The 18,508-nt window shown below is 72.5% G+C and carries 14 protein-coding genes, 1 tRNA gene and 1 pseudogene; 6 read left to right on the top strand and 10 right to left on the bottom strand.

The features are described from left to right. Window positions 1-1,178, bottom strand: a pseudogene (locus tag ACWDAS_RS04680) (hypothetical protein); the annotation flags it as partial. 308 nt (window positions 1,179-1,486) lie between these two features. On the opposite strand from ACWDAS_RS04680, the gene ACWDAS_RS04675 reads away from it, so the two are divergent. Beyond that, entirely contained in the window at window positions 1,487-2,167 is a 681-nt protein-coding gene (locus ACWDAS_RS04675) for a class I SAM-dependent DNA methyltransferase (RefSeq protein WP_450387361.1), read from the top strand. A 19-nt stretch (window positions 2,168-2,186) separates the two neighbouring features. Further along, window positions 2,187-4,082, top strand: coding sequence for a SpoIIE family protein phosphatase (locus ACWDAS_RS04670; RefSeq protein ID WP_450387360.1), 1,896 nt, complete (start codon window positions 2,187-2,189; stop codon window positions 4,080-4,082). Between the two features lie 180 nt (window positions 4,083-4,262). On the opposite strand, the gene ACWDAS_RS04665 is transcribed toward ACWDAS_RS04670, so the two are convergent. The 9 genes from ACWDAS_RS04665 to ACWDAS_RS04625 all read right to left on the bottom strand — a co-directional run bounded on the left by ACWDAS_RS04665 (window position 4,263) and on the right by ACWDAS_RS04625 (window position 15,447). After that, window positions 4,263-5,189 carry a hypothetical protein gene (locus ACWDAS_RS04665; protein WP_450387359.1) on the bottom strand — a complete coding sequence of 309 codons (927 nt, stop codon included), beginning with the start codon at window positions 5,187-5,189 and terminating at the stop codon, window positions 4,263-4,265. Window positions 5,190-5,605: 416 nt separating this feature from the next. Next, window positions 5,606-5,977 carry a YidB family protein gene (locus ACWDAS_RS04660; RefSeq protein ID WP_450387358.1) on the bottom strand — a complete coding sequence of 124 codons (372 nt, stop codon included), beginning with the start codon at window positions 5,975-5,977 and terminating at the stop codon, window positions 5,606-5,608. A 323-nt stretch (window positions 5,978-6,300) separates the two neighbouring features. Further along, window positions 6,301-6,373 (bottom strand) — tRNA-Lys (locus ACWDAS_RS04655). A gap of 92 nt (window positions 6,374-6,465) precedes the next feature. After that, the gene (locus ACWDAS_RS04650) at window positions 6,466-8,013 is read right to left on the bottom strand and encodes an amino acid permease (RefSeq protein ID WP_450387357.1); all 1,548 of its coding nucleotides are present in this window, start codon (window positions 8,011-8,013) and stop codon (window positions 6,466-6,468) included. Between the two features lie 105 nt (window positions 8,014-8,118). Further along, window positions 8,119-8,661 carry a hypothetical protein gene (locus ACWDAS_RS04645; RefSeq protein ID WP_450387356.1) on the bottom strand — a complete coding sequence of 181 codons (543 nt, stop codon included), beginning with the start codon at window positions 8,659-8,661 and terminating at the stop codon, window positions 8,119-8,121. Next, entirely contained in the window at window positions 8,652-9,230 is a 579-nt protein-coding gene (locus ACWDAS_RS04640) for a thioredoxin family protein (RefSeq protein WP_450387355.1), read from the bottom strand. Before ACWDAS_RS04640 ends, ACWDAS_RS04645 begins: the two co-directional genes overlap by 10 nt. 23 nt (window positions 9,231-9,253) lie before the next feature. After that, window positions 9,254-12,361 (bottom strand): FG-GAP repeat domain-containing protein, encoded by a 3,108-nt coding sequence (locus ACWDAS_RS04635; protein ID WP_450387354.1) that lies wholly within the window; start codon window positions 12,359-12,361, stop codon window positions 9,254-9,256. Window positions 12,362-12,613: 252 nt separating this feature from the next. Continuing rightward, entirely contained in the window at window positions 12,614-14,737 is a 2,124-nt protein-coding gene (locus ACWDAS_RS04630) for a DEAD/DEAH box helicase (protein ID WP_450387353.1), read from the bottom strand. Window positions 14,738-14,952: 215 nt separating this feature from the next. Then, complete coding sequence (locus ACWDAS_RS04625; protein WP_450387352.1) at window positions 14,953-15,447, bottom strand: hypothetical protein; 495 nt, start codon at window positions 15,445-15,447, stop codon at window positions 14,953-14,955. A gap of 147 nt (window positions 15,448-15,594) precedes the next feature. Here ACWDAS_RS04625 and ACWDAS_RS04620 point away from each other — a divergent pair, with 147 nt between their 5' ends. From ACWDAS_RS04620 to ACWDAS_RS04605, 4 genes are all read left to right on the top strand, one after another. Then, window positions 15,595-16,092, top strand: coding sequence for a fluoride efflux transporter FluC (locus ACWDAS_RS04620; RefSeq protein ID WP_450387351.1), 498 nt, complete (start codon window positions 15,595-15,597; stop codon window positions 16,090-16,092). After that, window positions 16,089-16,448 carry a fluoride efflux transporter CrcB gene (crcB, locus tag ACWDAS_RS04615; protein ID WP_450387350.1) on the top strand — a complete coding sequence of 120 codons (360 nt, stop codon included), beginning with the start codon at window positions 16,089-16,091 and terminating at the stop codon, window positions 16,446-16,448. Before ACWDAS_RS04620 ends, crcB begins: the two co-directional genes overlap by 4 nt. A 54-nt stretch (window positions 16,449-16,502) precedes the next feature. Beyond that, a complete protein-coding gene (locus ACWDAS_RS04610) occupies window positions 16,503-16,853 on the top strand; it encodes a metallopeptidase family protein (RefSeq protein ID WP_450387349.1) in 351 nt (116 codons plus the stop codon). A 79-nt stretch (window positions 16,854-16,932) separates the two neighbouring features. Further along, window positions 16,933-18,492, top strand: coding sequence for a metallophosphoesterase family protein (locus tag ACWDAS_RS04605; RefSeq protein ID WP_450387348.1), 1,560 nt, complete (start codon window positions 16,933-16,935; stop codon window positions 18,490-18,492). The last annotated feature ends 16 nt before the right edge of the window (window positions 18,493-18,508 follow it).

Raw genomic sequence — 18,508 nt, 5'->3', positions numbered from 1 at the left:
CCCTCGGCAACAACCGGCTCAGCCTCGACAGGCGCAGCCTCGGCAACAACCGGCTCAGCCTCGACGGGCGCAGCCTCGGCAACGACCTCCGCCGCGACAACCGGCTCCGGCTCAACCTCGACGGCGGCCTCAACCACCGGCTCCACCACCACCTCAGCAGGCGCAGCCTCCGGCTCGACCTCCACAACCGCCTCGGCGGCGGCAACCTCGGACGCGGCCTCCGCGGCCTCGGGCGCCTCCTCCGAGGCCTCCTCCGTCGTGTCGGAGGCGGGGCGCGGCTCGGGCACGACGGGGGTCTCCGCCTCGCCCAGCAGCGCGGCGACCTCGGCCGCGTCGGCCCGACGCTCCGTCAGCTCCGCGAGCACCGCGCCGAGGCCCTGCTCCTCCAGGCGGTCGCGGGTGGCCTTGAGGTTTGGCAGCCGGTACAGCGTGCCCTCGTCCGCGGCGAGGCGGTCCAGGAGCTCGGCGAGCTCCTCGAAGGGGAGGGCGTCCAGCGTGGCCTCGGTGCCCAGGAGGCGGCCCAGTTCGCCGAGTCCGGCGAGGGCGGCCTCGGCGGCGCGGGAGGCGTCGTCGAGGAAGTCCGCGTCCGCGGGGACGGCCGGGCGGCCGGCACCGCCGAGGGCGGCCCAGTCGGTGCGCTCGGTGGCCGCGGAGGCGAGGGCGGTGTGGACGGCGTCGCGGCGGGGGCGCCCGGTGGCGAGCCCGCGGACGCGTCCGCGCAGGGAGCGGCGGCGCAGCCAGGTCACCTTCACACCGCGTTCCCGGCGCCAGGCACCGCTCGCCGTGGCGGCGACCAGCTCGTCCAGCTCGGCGTCCTCGACGTCGTACGCGTCGGGGCTCAACGTGCGCAGCGTCAGCCGCACGCGCAGCAGCAGCGCCACGGCATGGCCGCTCTCGGCCACCGTGCGGGGGGCGTGGATGCCCAGGCTCTCGGCCTCCGCAAGGCGGTGCGCGGCGTCGCGCAGGGCGGGCAGGTCACGGCCGCGCAGCTCCGCGAGGACGGTCGAGGCGGCGCGGGCCTCCTCGGGGCCGGCGACGGTGTCCACGGCGGCGTACCAGGCGTGGGTGTCGGTCGTCAGCGTGAAACCGCCGAGCTCCGCGTAGGCGCGCAGGTCGTCGCGCGCTTCCGCGGGGAGGGAGGCGATGTCGGCGGCTTTGTGCAAGGAGGGTGCGGTCATATGAGGTCCGGTTCCTGGCAAGTGCGGTGGGCGTCGGCGGCTTACGCGCGGCGGAGCGGCCCCGGGCCGGCGTGCTCGCGGTGGCCCCACGATACGGGCGCGGTCCACCCCGGCGCACGCGCCCCGTCCGTAACGAATGGACCGGCCGCCGCGGCCGCGCACGGAGAGAGAAGACGCGGTTGCCCCATGTGACCTCGGTGCCGCATCGGGATTCCCGGGGCACCCGTGAACAGAGGGACAGTTTCCATCAAGAGGCGACAAAAGACCTCTATGGGATAATTCAAGGTGGGCACGAAAGGGACTTTTTCGTGATCGACAAGACCGTGTGGGGCGGTTACGAGAGCGGCCGGCCTGACCGGAGCGGCCAGGCCGAGGCCTTCGACGCCATCGGTGACCGTTACGACGAGGCCTTCCCGCACAAGGAGGGGCAGTTCTCCGCCGGCCAGTGGCTCGTGGAGAACCTCATGCCCGGTTCCCGTGTGCTGGACCTGGGCTGCGGCACCGGCCTTCCCACCGCCCGGCAGCTGAGCGACGCGGCCTTCGACGTCGTCGGCATCGACCTGTCCCCCGGCATGCTCGAACTCGCCCGGATCTACGTCTGCGACGCGACCTTCCACCTGCTGGACATCGCCGACCTGCGCCCCGGCGGCCCGGTGTCCCTCGGCCGCTTCGACGCCGTCGCGGCCTTCTTCTCCCTGCTGATGCTGCCGCGCGCCGAGATCCCGCACGCGCTGCGCACGATCCACCATCTGCTCGCCCCGAACGGGCTGTTCGCCCTGTCGATGGTGGAGGCCGACGTGGACGACTTCGCCATACCCTTCCTCGGTTGCACCATTCGCGTCTCCGGCTATCTCCGGGAGGAGTTGCTCCGCGTCATCGAGTCGGGCGGCTTCGAGATCGTCAAGGAGTTCTCGTACACCTACGCCCCGGCGTTCAGCGACGTACCGCCCGAGGAGCAGGTGTTCCTCTGTTGCCGGCGACTCGGCTGAGTCGGGACGGGACCAGGACGTGGCGCCGCACCGCACCCCCGACGAAGACCCCGGCCTCCCCGGGGGCGGAGCGGAACCCTTCGAGCAGCGCGTGTTGTGGCCCACCGACGCCGACGCGCCCCGCGCGCCCGGGCAGCCGCAGACCGACCGGCTCCGCTACCTCGACGCCGCGACCCGGCGCATCGCCGCCGGCATGGACCTGGAGGAGACCCTGCGCGAGCTGGACGCGGCGGCGGTCCCGGCCTTCGCCGACGCGATCTTCGTCCATCTGCACGACCCGCTGCCGGTCGGGGAGGCGGAGGGCCAGGAGACGGCCGGTCCCGTCGTCCTGCAACTGCACCCGACGCGGCGGCGGTCCCCGGAGCCGCCCTGCCCGAGCCTGCCGTCACCGGACGCGGAGGCCACCGCGCCGGAGCCGCCGCTGATCGCGCTGCGGTGCGTCAACCGCCCCCCGCAACCGGGCGTGTCCGAGTGCGTCCACCTCAGCACCACCGGCAGGCTCACACGGCTGCTGATGGCCGGCCGCCCGGTCTTCGGCGACGCCCCCGGCATCGCGCCCGCCGGCAGGGAACTGCTCGGCCCGGTGGTCAGCCCGCCCGGATCCCTGCCGCCCGGCCGCCGCCTGATCATCGCCCCGCTGCACGGCCGCAGCGGCCTCATGGGCACCGTCACCCTGATGCGCCGCCCCGAGCGCGCCCCCTTCACCGCCGACGACCTGCTGGTCGCCTCCCAACTCGCGACGCACACCGCGCTCGGCGCCCAGAAGGCCCTCATGTACGGCCACGAGGCCTCCGTCGCCGACGCGCTGCAGCGCACCATGCTCCCGGCCTCCCTCCCCGAACCCACCGGGGTCAGGCTGGCCAGCCGCTATCTGCCCGCGTCCGAGACCGCCCGGGTGGGCGGCGACTGGTACGACGCCATCCCGCTGCCCGGCAGCCGGGTCGCCCTCGTCGTCGGCGACGTCATGGGCCACTCGATGACCTCCGCCGCCATCATGGGGCAGTTGCGCACCAGCGTGCAGGCCCTCGCCGGCCTCGACCTCCCCCCGGACGAGGTCCTCCACCACCTCGACGAACAGGCCCAGCGGCTCGGCATCGAGCACATCGCCACCTGCCTGTACGCGGTCTACGACCCCATCTCGCACCGGTTGCTGATCGCCAACGCCGGTCACCCGCCGCCGGTGCTGCTGCTCCCCGGCGGCAAGGGAGAGGTACTGCCCGTGCCCGCGGGGGCGCCGATCGGTGTGGGCGGCGTCGACTTCGAGACCGTCGAGATGCCCGCCCCCACCGGTGCCACCCTGTTCCTCTACACCGACGGCCTCGTCGAGTCCCGCGGCCACGACATCTGGACCGGGGTGGAGAACCTGATCTCCCGCATCGAGACCCCCGGCCGCGACCTCGTCCCGCCGCCCCTGGAGGTGCTGTGCGACCAGGCACTCGGCGACCTCGGCCCCGGCGGCTCCCGCGACGACGACATCGCGCTGCTCGCCGCCCGCTTCGACGGCTTCCCCTCGCACAGCGTCGCCTACTGGTACCTCGCCCCGCAGCCGGCGACCGCCTGGCGGGCCCGCCGTCTCACCCGCCGCGCCCTGCACCGCTGGGGCCTGGACTCCGTGCTCGAGACGACCGAACTCCTCGTCAGCGAGGTCGTCACCAACGCCGTCCGCTTCGCCTCCCGCCCCGTCACCCTCCGCCTGCTCCGCACGGACGTGCTGCGCTGCGAGGTCGGCGACGACTCCCCGCTCGTCCCGCGCGTGCGCGGGGCCGGCCCCGACGACGAGAACGGCCGCGGCCTCTACGTCGTCGACCGGCTCGCCGCCCACTGGGGCGCGCGCCGCCTGGGCACCGGCAAGGTCGTCTGGTTCGAGCTGCCCATCCCCGAAGAGGCCCGGCGCCTCGGCGGGACCCCGGCGTAGCCGCCGTCAGCAGTGCTCGCTCCTCAACACCACGCCGGCGGGGAGCAACACGGCAGGCGGGTGGTACGGGCCCCTACCGGGAGTCATGGCCGGGCCTCATGCAGCGGCGGTCGACCGCTGCCCGGCCCGGAACGGACCGGGCAGCGGTCGACCGCCGTTTTCCGCGGTGGCGGAACGTGACTACCGCACGTCGACGTAGTCGCCCGCGGCGGAGACCGCCGGCGTCGTCGTGGTGCCCTCGAAACGGAAACGCCAGTAACCGTCGTACTTGGCGGTGGTGGTCGCCTTCACGTTGCCGTACGAGTCCGAGTACACCGTCTTGACCGTGGTGTACGTGCTGGTGCCGGCCTTGCGGAACTGCAGCTTGACCGGCTGCTGGGTGTAACCCTTGTAGGTGTTGGTCTCCCAGTTGGCACGGGTCAGCTTGCCGGTCGCCGTGAGGGTCTTGCCCTTGCGGACGGGCTCCGGGGTCGCGTTGACCGTCAGCTTGGAGTAACGCTGCACCCGGGTGGAGGCGAGGCCGCCCTGGTCGGCGTAACCGACCTGGGTGATGTCGAAGTCGGGGCTGGTCGGGTCCTGACCGTTGAGGGCCATGGCCAGGGCTCCCGCCGACCAGGTACCGGCGTCGGAGTTCATCAGCTCGCCCTCGGCCGGGTAGATGTCGACGTTGCCCTTGCAGCTGGCGGTGGTCGACGAGGTCGCGGTGCAGGTGGCCGGGTCGTCACCGAACAGCACGTTGGCCGGAGTGTCGTACGAGCCCTTGTAGAGGTACGGGCCGGTGGCGAAGTCGGAGGCCGTGATGTCGACCTCGGCGCCGTGGGTCAGGGTGTAGGTGACCGGGACGGCGACATGGTTGGTGGTGCCGACCTTGATCGCCGCACCCACCTTGAGGTTGGAGAAGGTGGCGTTGAGGGCGTAGGGCATGCCCTCCGTGGTGGAGGAGGCGCTGAACGCGGTCTTGCTGAAGGAAGCGCCGTGAGCGGCTTCCCGGATCTTGGCGACGTCCGCCCGGTAGGAGGCGGCGTCATCGGCCTGCGCTGCCGGAACGGCGAAGGTGGCCATGACCAGGGCGCCGGATACGGCGACCACAGTGGCTCGTATGTTCATGCATTCCCCTGGTGGAGAAAGCCCCGTCGAAGACGTCCTCTTCGCGTGGGGCTTGGAGTGATCGGGAGTCAGGCGACTCCGGTGGTCAGACCTGCGACCAGAGGGAATGGTTGTACTCGAAGTGAAATTTCTTCCAGGGCGGCGCGAGGCCCAGAGGTCCGGCGAACCATCGCATCCCGGTCGATAGACGATGTATCGGTCGGGATTCCTGAGCGCGGTGCCGCCCGCCCGCGCCGGTGGTCCTCACCCCACCCGAGCGTCCGGGCCGAGTTGATCAAGTGCCTCCTTGAGGTTGCCGCCGGAGAAGCCGGGCATGGGCACGCTCACCGAAGAGGACCGGCGCTAGTGGCGTGCGCCGGCCCTCGTCGTTCGCGAGAGTCAAGGCGACCCTCGCAACCGGGGTCCTCGCGCAGCCGTCACCGGGTGTCCGAGGTCTTCGAGAAGAGGTTGCCCAGCAGGTCCTTCAATTCAGGACCGGCGGACGTCGCGGGCGCCGAGGAACGAGCCTCGATCCTGCCGCCGGGCGACGCCTTGTCGATGGCGTCGGGGAGTTCGGTGGCGATGGTGTCGGCCGTGATGCCCGTCTCCCTGCTGGCTGCGGCCACGTTGTCCTTGCCGAACGCATTTTCGATCTGCTTCGTTGTCACCGGTTCGTTGGGACCGCTGCCGAGCCAGGAGTCGACCACGTCCTTGAGGCCGTGGTCGCTCAGGAACTTCGTCGCGCCCTGGAGCAGTGCCTGCAGTTCGTCCGCCATGCCACTACTGCTGCTCTTCGCGGGGTCAGCCATGGGGTGCTCCCCTGGTTGTGGTCTGTGCGGGTGACGCGCGGCGGATTGGATGCTGCGCCGGTCGGCGATCGGGGGTGGCCGACTTGGTGTTGGCACAGGTCGCACACGGTGTCGCCTCGCTCTTACACCCCCTTCCAGGGTGACACGAGGCGGCCACCGCCGCCGGGCGTGGGGCTCCCGGGCCCGGAGGACGGGGATCGCCGGCACCCCCGATCACGCATCGCTCACGCACGAGGACGGAAACGATGACGGCCCCCAACCGGTCCAGGCCGGTCGGGGGCCGTTTTCCCTGCGTGTACGCCAGTTGGATTCACCAACTCACGTAGGCCGTGTGGGACTCGAACCCACAACCAATGGATTAAAAGTCCACTGCTCTGCCAATTGAGCTAACGGCCCGCACCCCGCAGCATAGCCGGACGGCGGCCGTCGCTCCGAGCCCATTCGGCCCGTGCGGCGCGGCCGCCGCCGGCGAGGGGGTGCGGACACGGTCAGCCCGGGGTGTCGGCCGGGGCCTTGGCGGGGGTTTCGGCGGAGGCGGGGCCCCGGTTGCGGAGGAACCAGTGGCGGGCGGAGACCAGCCACCAGGCCGCGGCGAAGCCGAGGACGACGAGGACGGCGATCGGGGCGTAGTTGAAGGTGTCGACCGTGACCGGGCTGACCTGGGGCAGCATGAAGAGCACGGTGATGAAGGCCACCCAGGCCACGGCGATGACGCCGATGGGGCGGGACCAGCGGCCGAGGTGCCAGGGGCCGCGTTCGAAGTCGTCCCCCTTCCCGAGGCGCAGGAAGGTGGGGATGACGTACGCGATGTAGAGGCCGATGACGGCGATGGAGGTCACGGCGGCGTACGCGGTGAGGTTGATCAGATAGGGCAGGCCGAGGACGAGCGCGCCGAGCGCGGCCAGCCAGACGGCGTTGGTGGGCGTCTTGGTGCGCGGGTTGATGCGCTGCCAGACGCCGGAGAAGGGCAGCGCGCCGTCACGCGAGAAGGCGTAGATCATGCGGCTGTTGGCGGTGACGGAGGCCATCCCGCAGAAGAGCTGGGCGCCGATGACGACGAGCAGCAGCAGCTTCCCTGCCGCGTCGCCGAGGCCGTCGATGAGGATCTGCGCCGGGGGGACGCCGGTGGGGGTGCCGAGGACCTTGTCGTAGGACTGGATGGCGTAGGTGAAGCCGAGCAGCAGCACGAAGCCCGCGATCCACGAGATCCAGATGGAGCGGACGATGCCGCGCGGCCCGGCGGTGGCGGCGTCGTGGGTCTCCTCGGTCATGTGGGCGGAGGCGTCGTAGCCGGTGAAGGTGTACTGCGCCATCAGCAGGCCGAGCAGGACGACGTAGAAGCCGCTGCCCCAGCCGGTGTTGTTGACGAAGTGGGTGAAGACGAACGACGTCGACTGGTGCCGGTCCGGCACGAAGGCCAGCGCGCCCACGATCAGACCGACGCCGAGCACGTGCCACCAGACGCTGATGTCGTTGAGGAGGGCGACGATGCGGACGCCGAACGTGTTGAGCAGGCCGTGCAGCACCAGGATCGCGGCGAACAGCACGATCGTGTGGCCGGGGGTGCTGCTGAAGCCGAACTGCAGGTCCAGGTAGGCGTTGAGGAAGCTCGCGGCGCCGAAGTCGATGCCCGCGGTGACGGCGACCTGGCCGAGCACGTTGAACCAGCCCGCGAACCAGGCCCACGCGGCGGCGCTGCGGGACGGGGCGAGCCGATGGGCCCAGTAGTACAGGCCCGCGGAGGTGGGATAGGCGGAGCAGATCTCGGCCATCGCCAGGCCCACGATCAGCGTCATGAGGCCGACGGCGACCCAGCCCCAGGTGATGACCGCGGGTCCGCCGGTGTTCATGCCGAAGGCGTAGAGCGTCAGGCAGCCGGACAGCACCGAGATGATCGTGAACGAGACCGCGAAGTTGGAGAACGCGGACATGCGGCGGGCCAGCACCTGGGTGTAGCCGAGCTGGCGGAGGCGTTCCTCGTCGGAGACCGGGGCCGGGGGCCTCTCGGCCTCGTCCGATCCTTTTGAAATTGTCATGCCCCGAGCGATTCCCTCGCTCGGGGCATGACATGCGTCGGCCACTGGCCGAAATCGACCGTATTTTTCCCTCGGCGGACCGTACGGCTTCGTCCCGGTCCGATGTCAGCCGTCGAGCGTCAGGGGAACGGCCCGATCCCGAACGGGGATCAGGCACCCCTCCCGCTCGCTGCACGCGCCATAGCTCAGCACCACCCGCGCGCGGTCCTCACCCGCGATCCGCCGCACCGGGAGTTCGAGCGTGACCTGCCCGTCCTCGTAGACCGGCAACCGCACACCCAGCCCCTCGGGGCTCAGCACGCGCTCCCGGGCGCCGGTGGTCGCCGGGCCCGCGGACCGCAGGGCGCCCTCGGCGCGGATACGGGTGGGGATGCCGATCCCGTCGATGCCGCCGTCGGGGAGCGCGAGGCTGTACAGATGGAAGCCGGCCCGCTCCGGCCGCAGGTCGGCGACGACCCGAAGCCCCCCGCCGGAGGACTCCACCCGGACCGACACGGCCACTCCGCCGTCGGAGAAGCGGCTCCCGGCGGGGGCGGGACCGCCGTCGCCGCCGCCCGCGCAGCCGGTGAGCGCGACCGCGGCCGCCAGCGCGGTGACCGTCGTGACCGCGTTCACCGTCCGCGCCCGGTGCCGGGCGGCTACGCCCATCGCTTCAGGAACTTCTCGACCTGGTCCGCCGACATGGTGCGGGCGTTCGCGAACTCGCCCCGGTTCGTCGCCACCTTGATCCGGCCCGAGGAGGGATCGAGGACGACCAGCGCCGGTATGCCGCTCGTCTGGAGGTCCACGTACTGCGCGGCCACGTCGAGATTGCGGTCGAACTCACCGACGTCCACGGTCACCACGTGGTACTTCGCCAGCAGCGCGGACGGCCCCGGCTCCTGGAAACGCGCGCCCAGGACACGGCAGTCCAGGCACCAGTCGGCGCCGAAGTCGATCAATACGGCACGGCCGTCCTTCTTCGCCGCCTTGCGGGCGGCCGCGATGTCCGCCGAGGCGTTCGCCTGGGGGTCGTAGCCGTGCGCGGCCTTCGCGGGGGCCTCGGAGGAAGGGGCGCCGGCGGACTCCGACGGCGCGGCGGCGGTGGCCGACACGGGGGCGGAGGCCGCCGCATCGGACGGGGTCGCCGTCCCGGCGCAGCCGGTGAGCGCCAGCAGAGCGACTCCCGCCACCCCTCCGACCACCCGCAGCCCGGCCGGGAACAGGGAACGCCTCATGGGATTCCTCATCGTCGCTCTCATCACAACACGCCCTTCAACGAGCGCCAACCAGTCGCGATCTTCGTCCGCGAGCCGAAGGCGCCCTTGCCGTTGCCGTTGTAGCGGTAGAGATTGCCCGCGGTGTCGCGGGCGATCAGATCGGCCTTGCCGTCGCAGGTGAGATCGCCGATGCCGAGCACGGCGTTGTACGAGGCGCCCCAGCCGGAGGCCAGCTTCACCCGCGGCTTGAGGTGGCCCTTGCCGTCACCGTTGTAGCGCCACAGCACGTTCGCCTTGTCCTGGACCAGCAGATCGCCGATGCCGTCGCCGTTCAGGTCGCCGGCCCCCACGACCTTCTTGTAGCCCGTCCACTTCGAGGCGAGCCTCACCCGCGCCGACAGCTTCCCGCTGCTCGTGCCCTTGTAGAGGTAGACGTCCGAGGTCGAGGACTTCCGGGCGATCAGGTCCGGGATCCCGTCACCGGTCATGTCACCCGGCGACGTCATCACGTTGTACTGCTGGAACCCCGTCCCCAGCGAGGTGTACGAGCCGTTGGGCATGAAGGCGTCGCTCTCGCAGTCGCCGCCGTACAGGCGCAGCTGGCCGGCGGCGGTGCGGACGATCATGTCGTTGCAGTCGTTCTTCTTCAGGTCGCCGAAGGGGACGAAGCCCGTCCCCGAAGGCCAGCGCGGGACCCCCACGTCGGTGACCGGCCCGAAGGCGCCGCTCGTGGTGCCGGGGCGCTGGAGGAGCCGGTTGTCGGAGGTGAGGGTGAAGACGTCCGGGACGCCGTTGGGCCCGAAACCGTGGAAGATCTCGTTGCCCTTGGTCACCGAGATGGTGCCGGACGTCGCGAGAGTGGCGCCCTGACCGTTCGCCGGGACGGCGCGCAGGGTCCAGGTGTAGATCCCGGAGGGGACGAGGGCCTTGGCCGCGTCGCGGCCGTTCCAGGTGACCTGGATCGCGGAACGGACCGCGCCCCCCTTGGCCGTGGTGTAGAGCTTGCCCGTCGCCTTGTTGCGGAACTCCACGCTCCAGGAGGACACGGGGCCGCTGAACGTCCACGCGGCCGTCCAGGGCACGGACTCGCGCGGCTGGAACACGTTGCCGGCCGAGGAGCTCAGGATGCCCAGGGCGGAGGCGGGCACGCCCGCGGCAAGGACGTGGGTGGCGGCCGCGGCATCGGTGTAGGCGATGTGTCCGCGGTACTTGTCGACGGTCCAGGTGACCCGCCGGTCGGAGGGCAGCGGGCCCGCGGGCAGCGCCGCCAGGGTCCGGGTCGTCGCGGTGCCGGTGTGGACGTCGGTGAGCACCAGCTCGTCACCGGCGTGGCGCACGACGAAGCCGTCACCGAGCAGCGCCTCGCCCGGCGGCACGGTGATGTTCTTCTTCGTCGTACGGTCGTAGACCCCGGCCGCGCCGTGCGTGCCGCAGGACCAGTACAGCCAGCGGCCCAGCGCCTGCAGCTCGTTGACGACGCAGGGGGCCGCGGTGGCGAGGGTGCCGGTGGTCTTGCCGGTGGTGAGGTCGTACGCGGTGACCTCGCCGGCCGCGCCGCCCGCGCTCCACAGGGTGGTGCCCCACACGGAGGCCGCCCGGATGGTGCGGGTGAGCTTCACCTTCTCGAAGCCGGACCTGATGTCGAGGACGTACTGCCTGCCGTCGGAGCCGCTGTTGTAGACGGCGTAGTCGTCGTCGGCGTCGACGATGCGGCCGCCGGAGGAGTCGAGGGCGACGGCGCGGCTCGTGATGTCCGGGCTCGCGTCGACGACCACGCTGTCCTTGCCGTTGTCGCCGACGCGGACGAACGCGACGTCCTGGCCCGCGGCGAAGAACTCCGCGCAACCGGCGGCCGTACCGGCCGCGCAGGACGCGACACCGGTCATCGACCTCCCGGAGTCCAGTGCCTCACCGGCGCCCGGAGCCGCCGAGGTACCCATGTCCCGGGCGTACCGGAGGCCGGTCAGGTTCCCCTCTGCGCCCTCCACGCCCTCGGCGAACCGGAGCTTCCCCCGGCCGAGAGCGAGCCCGTACCGCTGGGGCGGCGTGTTGCCGATCCGCTGCACCGGTTCGGTGCGGAAACCGCCCGCGCCGTCGGGGGTGACGCGGTGCGCGGCCCAGTCGTCGTAGCCGGTGCCGCCGATGGCCAGGGCGCCGCCGCCGGCCGCGGGTATCACGTTCGAGGCGTCGGGCAGCAGCGTCGTGGCCGCGCCACCGCCCACCGGCACGGCGACCAGCGGGTACATGGCGCCACCGGGGGTGTTGCCCGCCTGGTACCAGGCGAGCACCGAGTCGCCGGACAGCGCGACGCGGTAGGCGACGAGGCCGCCGGAGGGGGACGTGGGCAGCGTCACCGTGGCCTCGGCCGCGGACGGGTCCGTACGCGGCAGCAGGTGCACCGCGTTCTCCGCGTACCAGCCGAAGCGGCCCCCGTCGAGCACCACCTGCGAGGGCGGCAGGCTCTTGCCCCATGACTTGGACCACACCAGAGCGCCCGACGCGAAGTCCACCAGGCCCAGGTAGCGGTCGTCGCCGAGCTTGTACGACAGGACGAGCCCCCGGCCGTCGCCCCTCCGCGCGGTCGAGGTCACGAACGCGCCCTCCGGCCAGCCGCTCACGGTCCGGTCCGCGGCCGCGTCGCCCTCGCCCGTCAGCAGGTGCAGCGAGTGGCCGGTGAGCTGTCCGGCCTCGTTCCGCACGTTCGCGTACGAGACCGTCAGCAGGCCGTCGTCGGTGCCGAAGGAGTCCAGCCAGCCCTGCCCGGACGGCAGCGCGTGGGACGTCCACGTGTCCGCCGCGATGTCGTACGTCCGGTACGCGCCGGCGGCGATGGCCACCGCGAGCCACTCGCGGCCGTCGGGGAAGCGCACGGCATGCGGCGTGAAGTCCAGCGCGCCCAGGTCCCGCACGATCCGGCCGTCGTAGGAGCGCCACACGTCCGCCTCGGCGCCCTCCGCCCGGAACACGTATCCGGTGTCACCGGCGGCGCTGAAGGTGTCCGTGTGCACGCGCGGAGCCGTCACCGGCGGGATCACCGCCTCCTGGGCCGTGTCCGCGGCCGCCGGGGCGATCAGCGGGCCGGGGCCGGCCGCCACGGCGAATGCGGCGATCGCGGCCACCGGGCCGCGGACGAGGGCACGACGGGTCACCCGTTCCTCCTGTGCGCATACCACGAAAGCAATGGACATGACAGGAGGGCCACCCGGACCTCGGCGCGCGCACGTCTCCGGCGCTGCGGTGTTCTCGAGCCCCCCGGCTGCACCCCCACGCAAGTGGCCCGAGCCTAACAGCCGCCTCACAGGCGGCAGAAGGCGTGCGCACAGCGAACCGGCGCCCGCGAACACGCGAAAGGGCCCGGCGGATGGATGTCCATCCGCCGGGCCCTTCCCGTTCATCCGGGGTCAGCCGTTGCGCTTCCAGCGCGGCTTGTCCGCACGGCGGTCGAAGCCGCCGGGACGGTGGTCGCGGTGGTGGTCGTCACGACGGCCGTAGGGACGGCGGTCGTTGGCGTCACGGTCGCGGTTGAACGACGGGCGGTCGTCACGGCGGTCCCGGTTGAAGGGACGGTCGCCGCCGAAGTGGCGGTCGCGGGACTCGTGGGAGCGCGCCGGGCGGTCGTCACGGCGGTCGTACGAACGCGCCGGGCGGTCGTCGCGACGGTCGAAGCCGCGGTCACCGCGGTCGTCACGGCGGTCCCGGTTGAACGACGGACGGTCGTCACGGCGGTCCCCGTTGAACGACGGACGGTCGTCACGGCGGTCCCGGTTGAACGACGGACGGTCGTCGCGACGGTCCCGGTTGAACGACGGACGGTCGTCGCGACGGTCCCGGTTGAACGACGGACGGTCGTCACGGCGGTCCCGGTTGAACGACGGACGGTCGTCACGGCGCTCGTACCCGCGGTCACCGCGGTCACGGTCACGGAACGACGGGCGGTCGTCACGACGGTCGTCGCGGCGGCGCTCGTAGTTGCCCCGGTCGTCGCGGCGCTGGAAGCTCCGCTGCTCGGCCTGGGGCTCCTCCGCGGCCTGGACCGGGACGGCTGCCGCGGCGGCGGCCGCCTCGGCGGCCTCGGCCTGGGCGGCGGCCACGGCGGCCTCCGGGTCCTCGCCGCGCTCGCGGGCGGCGCGGGCGGTGAGGCGGTCGGCCTCCTCGCGCAGCTCGGCGGCGCGACGCTGCGCGCGCTCCAGGGACTTGGTGAGGTCGGTCACCTCGCGCTCGGCCTGCTGGGCGGCGTTGCCCGCCGCGTCCGCCTGCACCTCGGTGAGGGAGCGGGCACCGGTGATCCGGGCCACGTCCTCGTCGAACGCGCCGGCCCCGCCGACGACGTGGCGCGAGGCGTCGACGCCCGCGTCCTCCATCAGCCGGAAGATCTGCTTGCGCTGGTGCGGCAGGGCGAGCGAGACGACCGTGCCGGACTGGCCGGCGCGGGCGGTGCGGCCCGAGCGGTGCAGGTAGTCCTTGTGGTCGCCGGCCGGGTCCACGTTGAGGACGAGGTCGATGCCGTCCACGTGGATGCCGCGGGCCGCGACGTCGGTGGCGACGAGGACGTTGACGTAACCGTCCTTGAAGTCGGCCAGCGTGCGGGTGCGGGCGCCCTGGGTCATGCCGCCGTGCAGGGCGTCGGCCTTGACGCCCGCGTCGCGCAGCTGCTCGGCGACGCGGTCGGCGCCCATCTGGGTGCGGACGAAGATGATGGTGCGGCCCTTGCGGGCGGCGATGGCGGCGGTGACCGGCGCCTTGTCCTTGGGCTTCACGACCAGGACGTGGTGGGTCATGGTGGTGACCGCACCCGCCGAGGGGTCGACCTCGTGCGTGATCGGGTCCTTCAGGTACCGCTTGACCAGGGTGTCGATCTCGTTCTCCAGCGTGGCGGAGAACAGCAGCCGCTGACCGCCCTGCGGGACCAGGTCGAGGATCTCGGTGACCTCGGGCAGGAAGCCCATGTCGGCCATCTGGTCGGCCTCGTCGAGGACGGCGATCTGCACCTGGTCCAGCGCGCAGGCGCCGCGCTCGATCAGGTCGCGAAGCCGGCCCGGGGTGGCGACGAGGATGTCGACACCGCGCTCCAGGGCGTAGATCTGGTTCTGCATGGAGGTGCCGCCGCAGACGACCTTCATCTTCAGGCCGAGCACGTCACCGTACGGCTGCAGCGCGTCGGCGACCTGCATCGCCAGCTCGCGGGTCGGGGTGAGGATCACGCCGCGCGGGCGCTTGCGCTCGGTGCGGCCCTCGGCCAGCGAGGTGAGCAGCGGCAGACCGAAAGAGAGGGTCTTGCCGGAGCCGGTGCGGCCGCGGCCGAGGATGTCGCTGCCGGCCAGGGCGTCGGGGATGGTCGCGGCCTGGATCGGGAAGGGGGTGGTGACCCCGTTCTGAGCCAGCTTGCGGACGATGCCCTCGGGCAGACCGAGGTCGCCGAAGGTCACGGTGGGGGCGTCGGGAGCGGTGTGCTCCTCGACGACGGCCTCGTCGGTGCCGTCGACGTCGATGGGCATGGCGGAACGGTCGGCAGTGTCAATAGACATGCTGAAGCTAAAACCTCTCGGAGATTTCGGCACGCGCCAGCTCCGGAGGTTGCTTACAACCGCCTCGATGCGGTCAGCCACAGGAGAAAAGGAACGCGCCAACGCGGCGCGCTTCGGTTCGGCGCCGGGCAGTGGGATCAAACGATCTGCCAGCATACGCATACGAGACCGCTTTGGCCAATTCGGTCCTCTCGGTGCCCCGTGTGCCGTGTGCCTCACGCTGCCCCGTTCACCGACGGCGCGCTGGACGGCGAGGGCTCCGGCGACGGGCCGCCCCCGGACGGCGGCGGGGAGGAGTCGCCGGGTGAGGACGTCGCCGAGGGCCGGTCCGACGGGGAGACGGACTGCGAGGGGCGCCCCGAGGGTGACGGGTGCCCCGAGGGCCTCCCGCTGTGGGAACGCCCCGGGCCCTGCGTCGGCCCGGGCACCGACTCCTCCGCGGACACCGAGGGCGAACCGGATCCCGGGGCGAGCACCCCCGGCCGGCCCGCCACCCCGCCCGGGCCGCCGACACCCGGCATGACCATGCCGCCGTCCTGCCAGGTCCCGCCGGTCCCGCCCGCCTCGCCGGCGACGCCGGAGGACGAGCCCCTCGGCTGGGCGTCGCCGCCCTCCCCGCCCACGCTCACACAGCCGGTCACGGAGCCCAGGGCGAACACGGGCAGGAGCAGCAAGGCCGCCGTACGCGCACGGGCGGTGGCAGGGGTCACGGAGGCACCTCTGGTGAATCTGACGAGCCCGGCGGATCCGGCGGGCAGTCGTCGCGGGGAACGGGTTCCGCGCTGCCCAACGGGCTCACGGCCCTCGGGGACACGCCCCTCACGGCGCGTGCCCGGCCCTCCGGTAGCGTCGTGCCCATGGGCAGGGACGATGCGCGAGCCACGGACGGCCCGCCGCACACCCCTGCCGGGCGGCGCCCGCCGTCGCCGCGCGGCCAGGGCCCGGTGATCGCCGCCGTCGCCCTCGGCGGGGCGCTCGGCGCCTGCGCCCGGTACGAGGCGGGACTGCTGTGGCCGACCGCGCCCGGGACGTTCCCCTGGACCACGCTGGCCGTCAACGCCGCCGGCTGCGCGGCCATCGGCGTACTCATGGTGGTGATCACCGAACGCCTGCCGTCGGTGCACCCCCTCGCCCGCCCCTTCCTCGGCACCGGGATGCTCGGCGGCTTCACCACCTTCTCCACCTACGCCGTGGACTTCCAGCGGCTGGCCGCCCACGGCCACCCCGGCCCCGCCCTGGGGTATCTCGCCGCCACCCCCGTGGCCGCGCTCGGCTGCGTGTGGGCCGCGACCGCCCTGACCCGCCGCGTCTCCCGGCCGCCGTCGTCCGGCGCGGACCGGGGGGCGGGCGCGTGAACTGGCTCCTGGTGATCGCCGGCGCCGCGATCGGCGCGCCCCTGCGCTATCTGACGGACCGTGCGGTCCAGTCCCGGCATTACGGCGCCCTCCCCTGGGGCACCTTCACCGTCAATGTCGCCGGTTCGCTGATCCTCGGCCTCGTCACCGGCGCCACGACCTCCGGCCAGGCCCCCTCACAGCTCCAACTCCTCCTGGGCACGGGCCTGTGCGGCGCGCTCACCACGTACTCGACGTTCTCGTACGAGACGCTGCGCCTGGCCGAACAGGGCGCGGGCCGTCTCGCCCTGCTGAACACCGCCGGCAGCGTCGCCGCGGCGGTCGCGGCGGCCTTCGCGGGCGCGGCGCTCGTCTGACGGAATCCGCGTCGGACGCTGCCCGAACCGCCGCCGGTCCCGGACAATGGCGGTGTGCTGGAAATGTCACGCGAAGCGTTCGAGGAACTGGTCAGCGACGCGCTGGACCGGATCCCGCCCGAGCTGGCCCGGGTCATGGACAACGTTGCGGTCTTCGTCGAGGACGAACCCGACCCCGCCGACCCGGAGCTGCTGGGCCTGTACGAGGGGACGCCGCTGACCGAGCGCGGGGAGTGGTACGCGGGCGTGCTGCCGGACCGGATCACGATCTACCGGGGCCCGACGCTGCGCATGTGCGACACGAAGGAGGAGATCGTGGAGGAGGTCGCCACGACCGTCGTCCACGAGGTGGCGCACCACTTCGGCATCGAGGACGAGCGCCTGCACGAACTCGGCTGGGGCTGACGCACGGGGCGCCGCGCGGGGCGGGCGGGTCTCCGGCCGGCGGCGCATGCCCGGTGACGGCCCGGGGCATACGTCGGCAATGGTCCGCGTTCGCTCTCGTGTGCCCCGTATCCGCGACCTGTGCCGTCGCCGCACCGCCGCCCCGCCCGCTCCCGAACTCACCACCGCCCCCGCCCGCCCGTACCTCGGCGCGCTCGGGCTGCTGGCGGTGACGCTGATCGGCGGCTGGCTCGGACTGGTGGTGCTCGGCAGCACCGAGGAACCGGTCGGCCCGATGAACACCCGGATGTCGCTGCACCCGTCCTGGACCGGGGACACCAAGGTCAACATCTCCCCGCTGGGCTCGCTCCAGCTGGACAGCCACGACGGTCCGCTCCGCCTGGTCGTCGACGTCGACACCCTCGACCCCGACCGGGCCAGGACCCTCGTACGGCACCCGGAGCGGATCAGCGGGCTGCAGAGCGAGGTCGCCTCCGACGTCGAGCACAGCACGGCCGAACTCGCGCTGCGCTCCTCGCTGGCCGCGCTGGCCGGGGCCACCGCCCTCGGTCTCGCCGTCTACCGCAGGCCCCGCCGCGCGATCGCCGCGGGCGGACTGGCCCTCGCGGTGCTCGCGGCCTGCGCGGGCACCGCCTACGGCACCTGGAACCCGCGCAGCGTCCTGGAGCCCAAGTTCTCGGGGCTGCTCAGCAGCGCTCCCTCGGTGGTCGGCAACGCGCGCAGCATCGTCAGCGACTTCGACGTCTACCAGCAGGAACTCGCCCGCCTGGTGACCAACATGACCCGGCTGTACGACGCGACCTCCACGCTGCCCGCGTACAACCCGGACCCGACGACGCTGCGCGTGCTGCACGTCTCGGACATCCATCTCAACCCGGCTGCCTGGCAGATCATCGAGTCGATCGTCGCCGAGTACAAGATCGACGTGATCATCGACACAGGTGACCTGATGGACCACGGCACCGCGGCCGAGAACGGCTTCACCTCCGCCATCCCGGACCTCGGCGCGCCCTATGTCTTCGTCCGCGGCAACCACGACTCCATGGACAGCCAGCGGGCCGTCGCGGGCCGCGCCAACGCGTACGTGGTCGACGACGGCAGGTCCGTGGTCGTGGACGGGCTGCGCATAGCCGGCATCGGGGACCCCCAGTTCACCCCGGACCGCTCGGTCGCGGCGGCCGGCGACCCGGCGGAGCGGGTGGCCGGGCGGAAGCTGGCCGAGGCGATCCGGCGGCAGAACACCGCCGGCGCCAAGGTCGACATCGCCGTCGCCCACAACCCGATCGCGGCCGCCCAGACGGACGGCGTCGTCCCGCTGATCCTCGCCGGGCACACCCACACCCGCGACGTCGGCGTCCTGAAGCAGGGCAGCCGGCTGATGGTCCAGGGCACGACCGGTGGCGGCGGACTGCGCGCGGTGGAGAGCGACACCCCCCAGAAGGTGGAGGCCTCCGTGCTCTACCTCGACCGGGACAGCCACGCCCTCCAGGCCTGGGACGAGATCACCCTGGGCGGACTCGGGCTGTCCACCGCCGAGGTCTCCCGCCACCTAACGGAAGAGGTGCGGCCGGGCGGGTCCACGTCCCCCTCCGTCAGGCCCTCCCCCACGCCCTCCGCCACGGCGACGACCAGCCCGTAAACCGTTTTGGCGATCC

This window comes from Streptomyces sp. NPDC001070, assembly GCF_053598835.1.
Note: the sequence above shows the minus strand (reverse complement) of the source record. Positions and strands in the feature narration are given on the sequence as shown.

Bases quoted from the DNA above. Each gene is read 5' to 3' on its own strand.
- ACWDAS_RS04630 (WP_450387353.1), bottom strand. From the start codon at position 14,737: ATGTCTATTGACACTGCCGACCGTTCCGCCATGCCCATCGACGTCGAC.
- ACWDAS_RS04640 (WP_450387355.1), bottom strand. From the start codon at position 9,230: ATGAGGCGTTCCCTGTTCCCGGCCGGGCTGCGGGTGGTCGGAGGGGTG.
- ACWDAS_RS04660 (WP_450387358.1), bottom strand. From the start codon at position 5,977: ATGGCTGACCCCGCGAAGAGCAGCAGTAGTGGCATGGCGGACGAACTG.
- ACWDAS_RS04605 (WP_450387348.1), top strand. From the start codon at position 16,933: ATGGTCCGCGTTCGCTCTCGTGTGCCCCGTATCCGCGACCTGTGCCGT.
- ACWDAS_RS04665 (WP_450387359.1), bottom strand. From the start codon at position 5,189: ATGAACATACGAGCCACTGTGGTCGCCGTATCCGGCGCCCTGGTCATG.
- ACWDAS_RS04650 (WP_450387357.1), bottom strand. From the start codon at position 8,013: ATGACAATTTCAAAAGGATCGGACGAGGCCGAGAGGCCCCCGGCCCCG.
- ACWDAS_RS04645 (WP_450387356.1), bottom strand. From the start codon at position 8,661: ATGGGCGTAGCCGCCCGGCACCGGGCGCGGACGGTGAACGCGGTCACG.
- ACWDAS_RS04620 (WP_450387351.1), top strand. From the start codon at position 15,595: ATGGGCAGGGACGATGCGCGAGCCACGGACGGCCCGCCGCACACCCCT.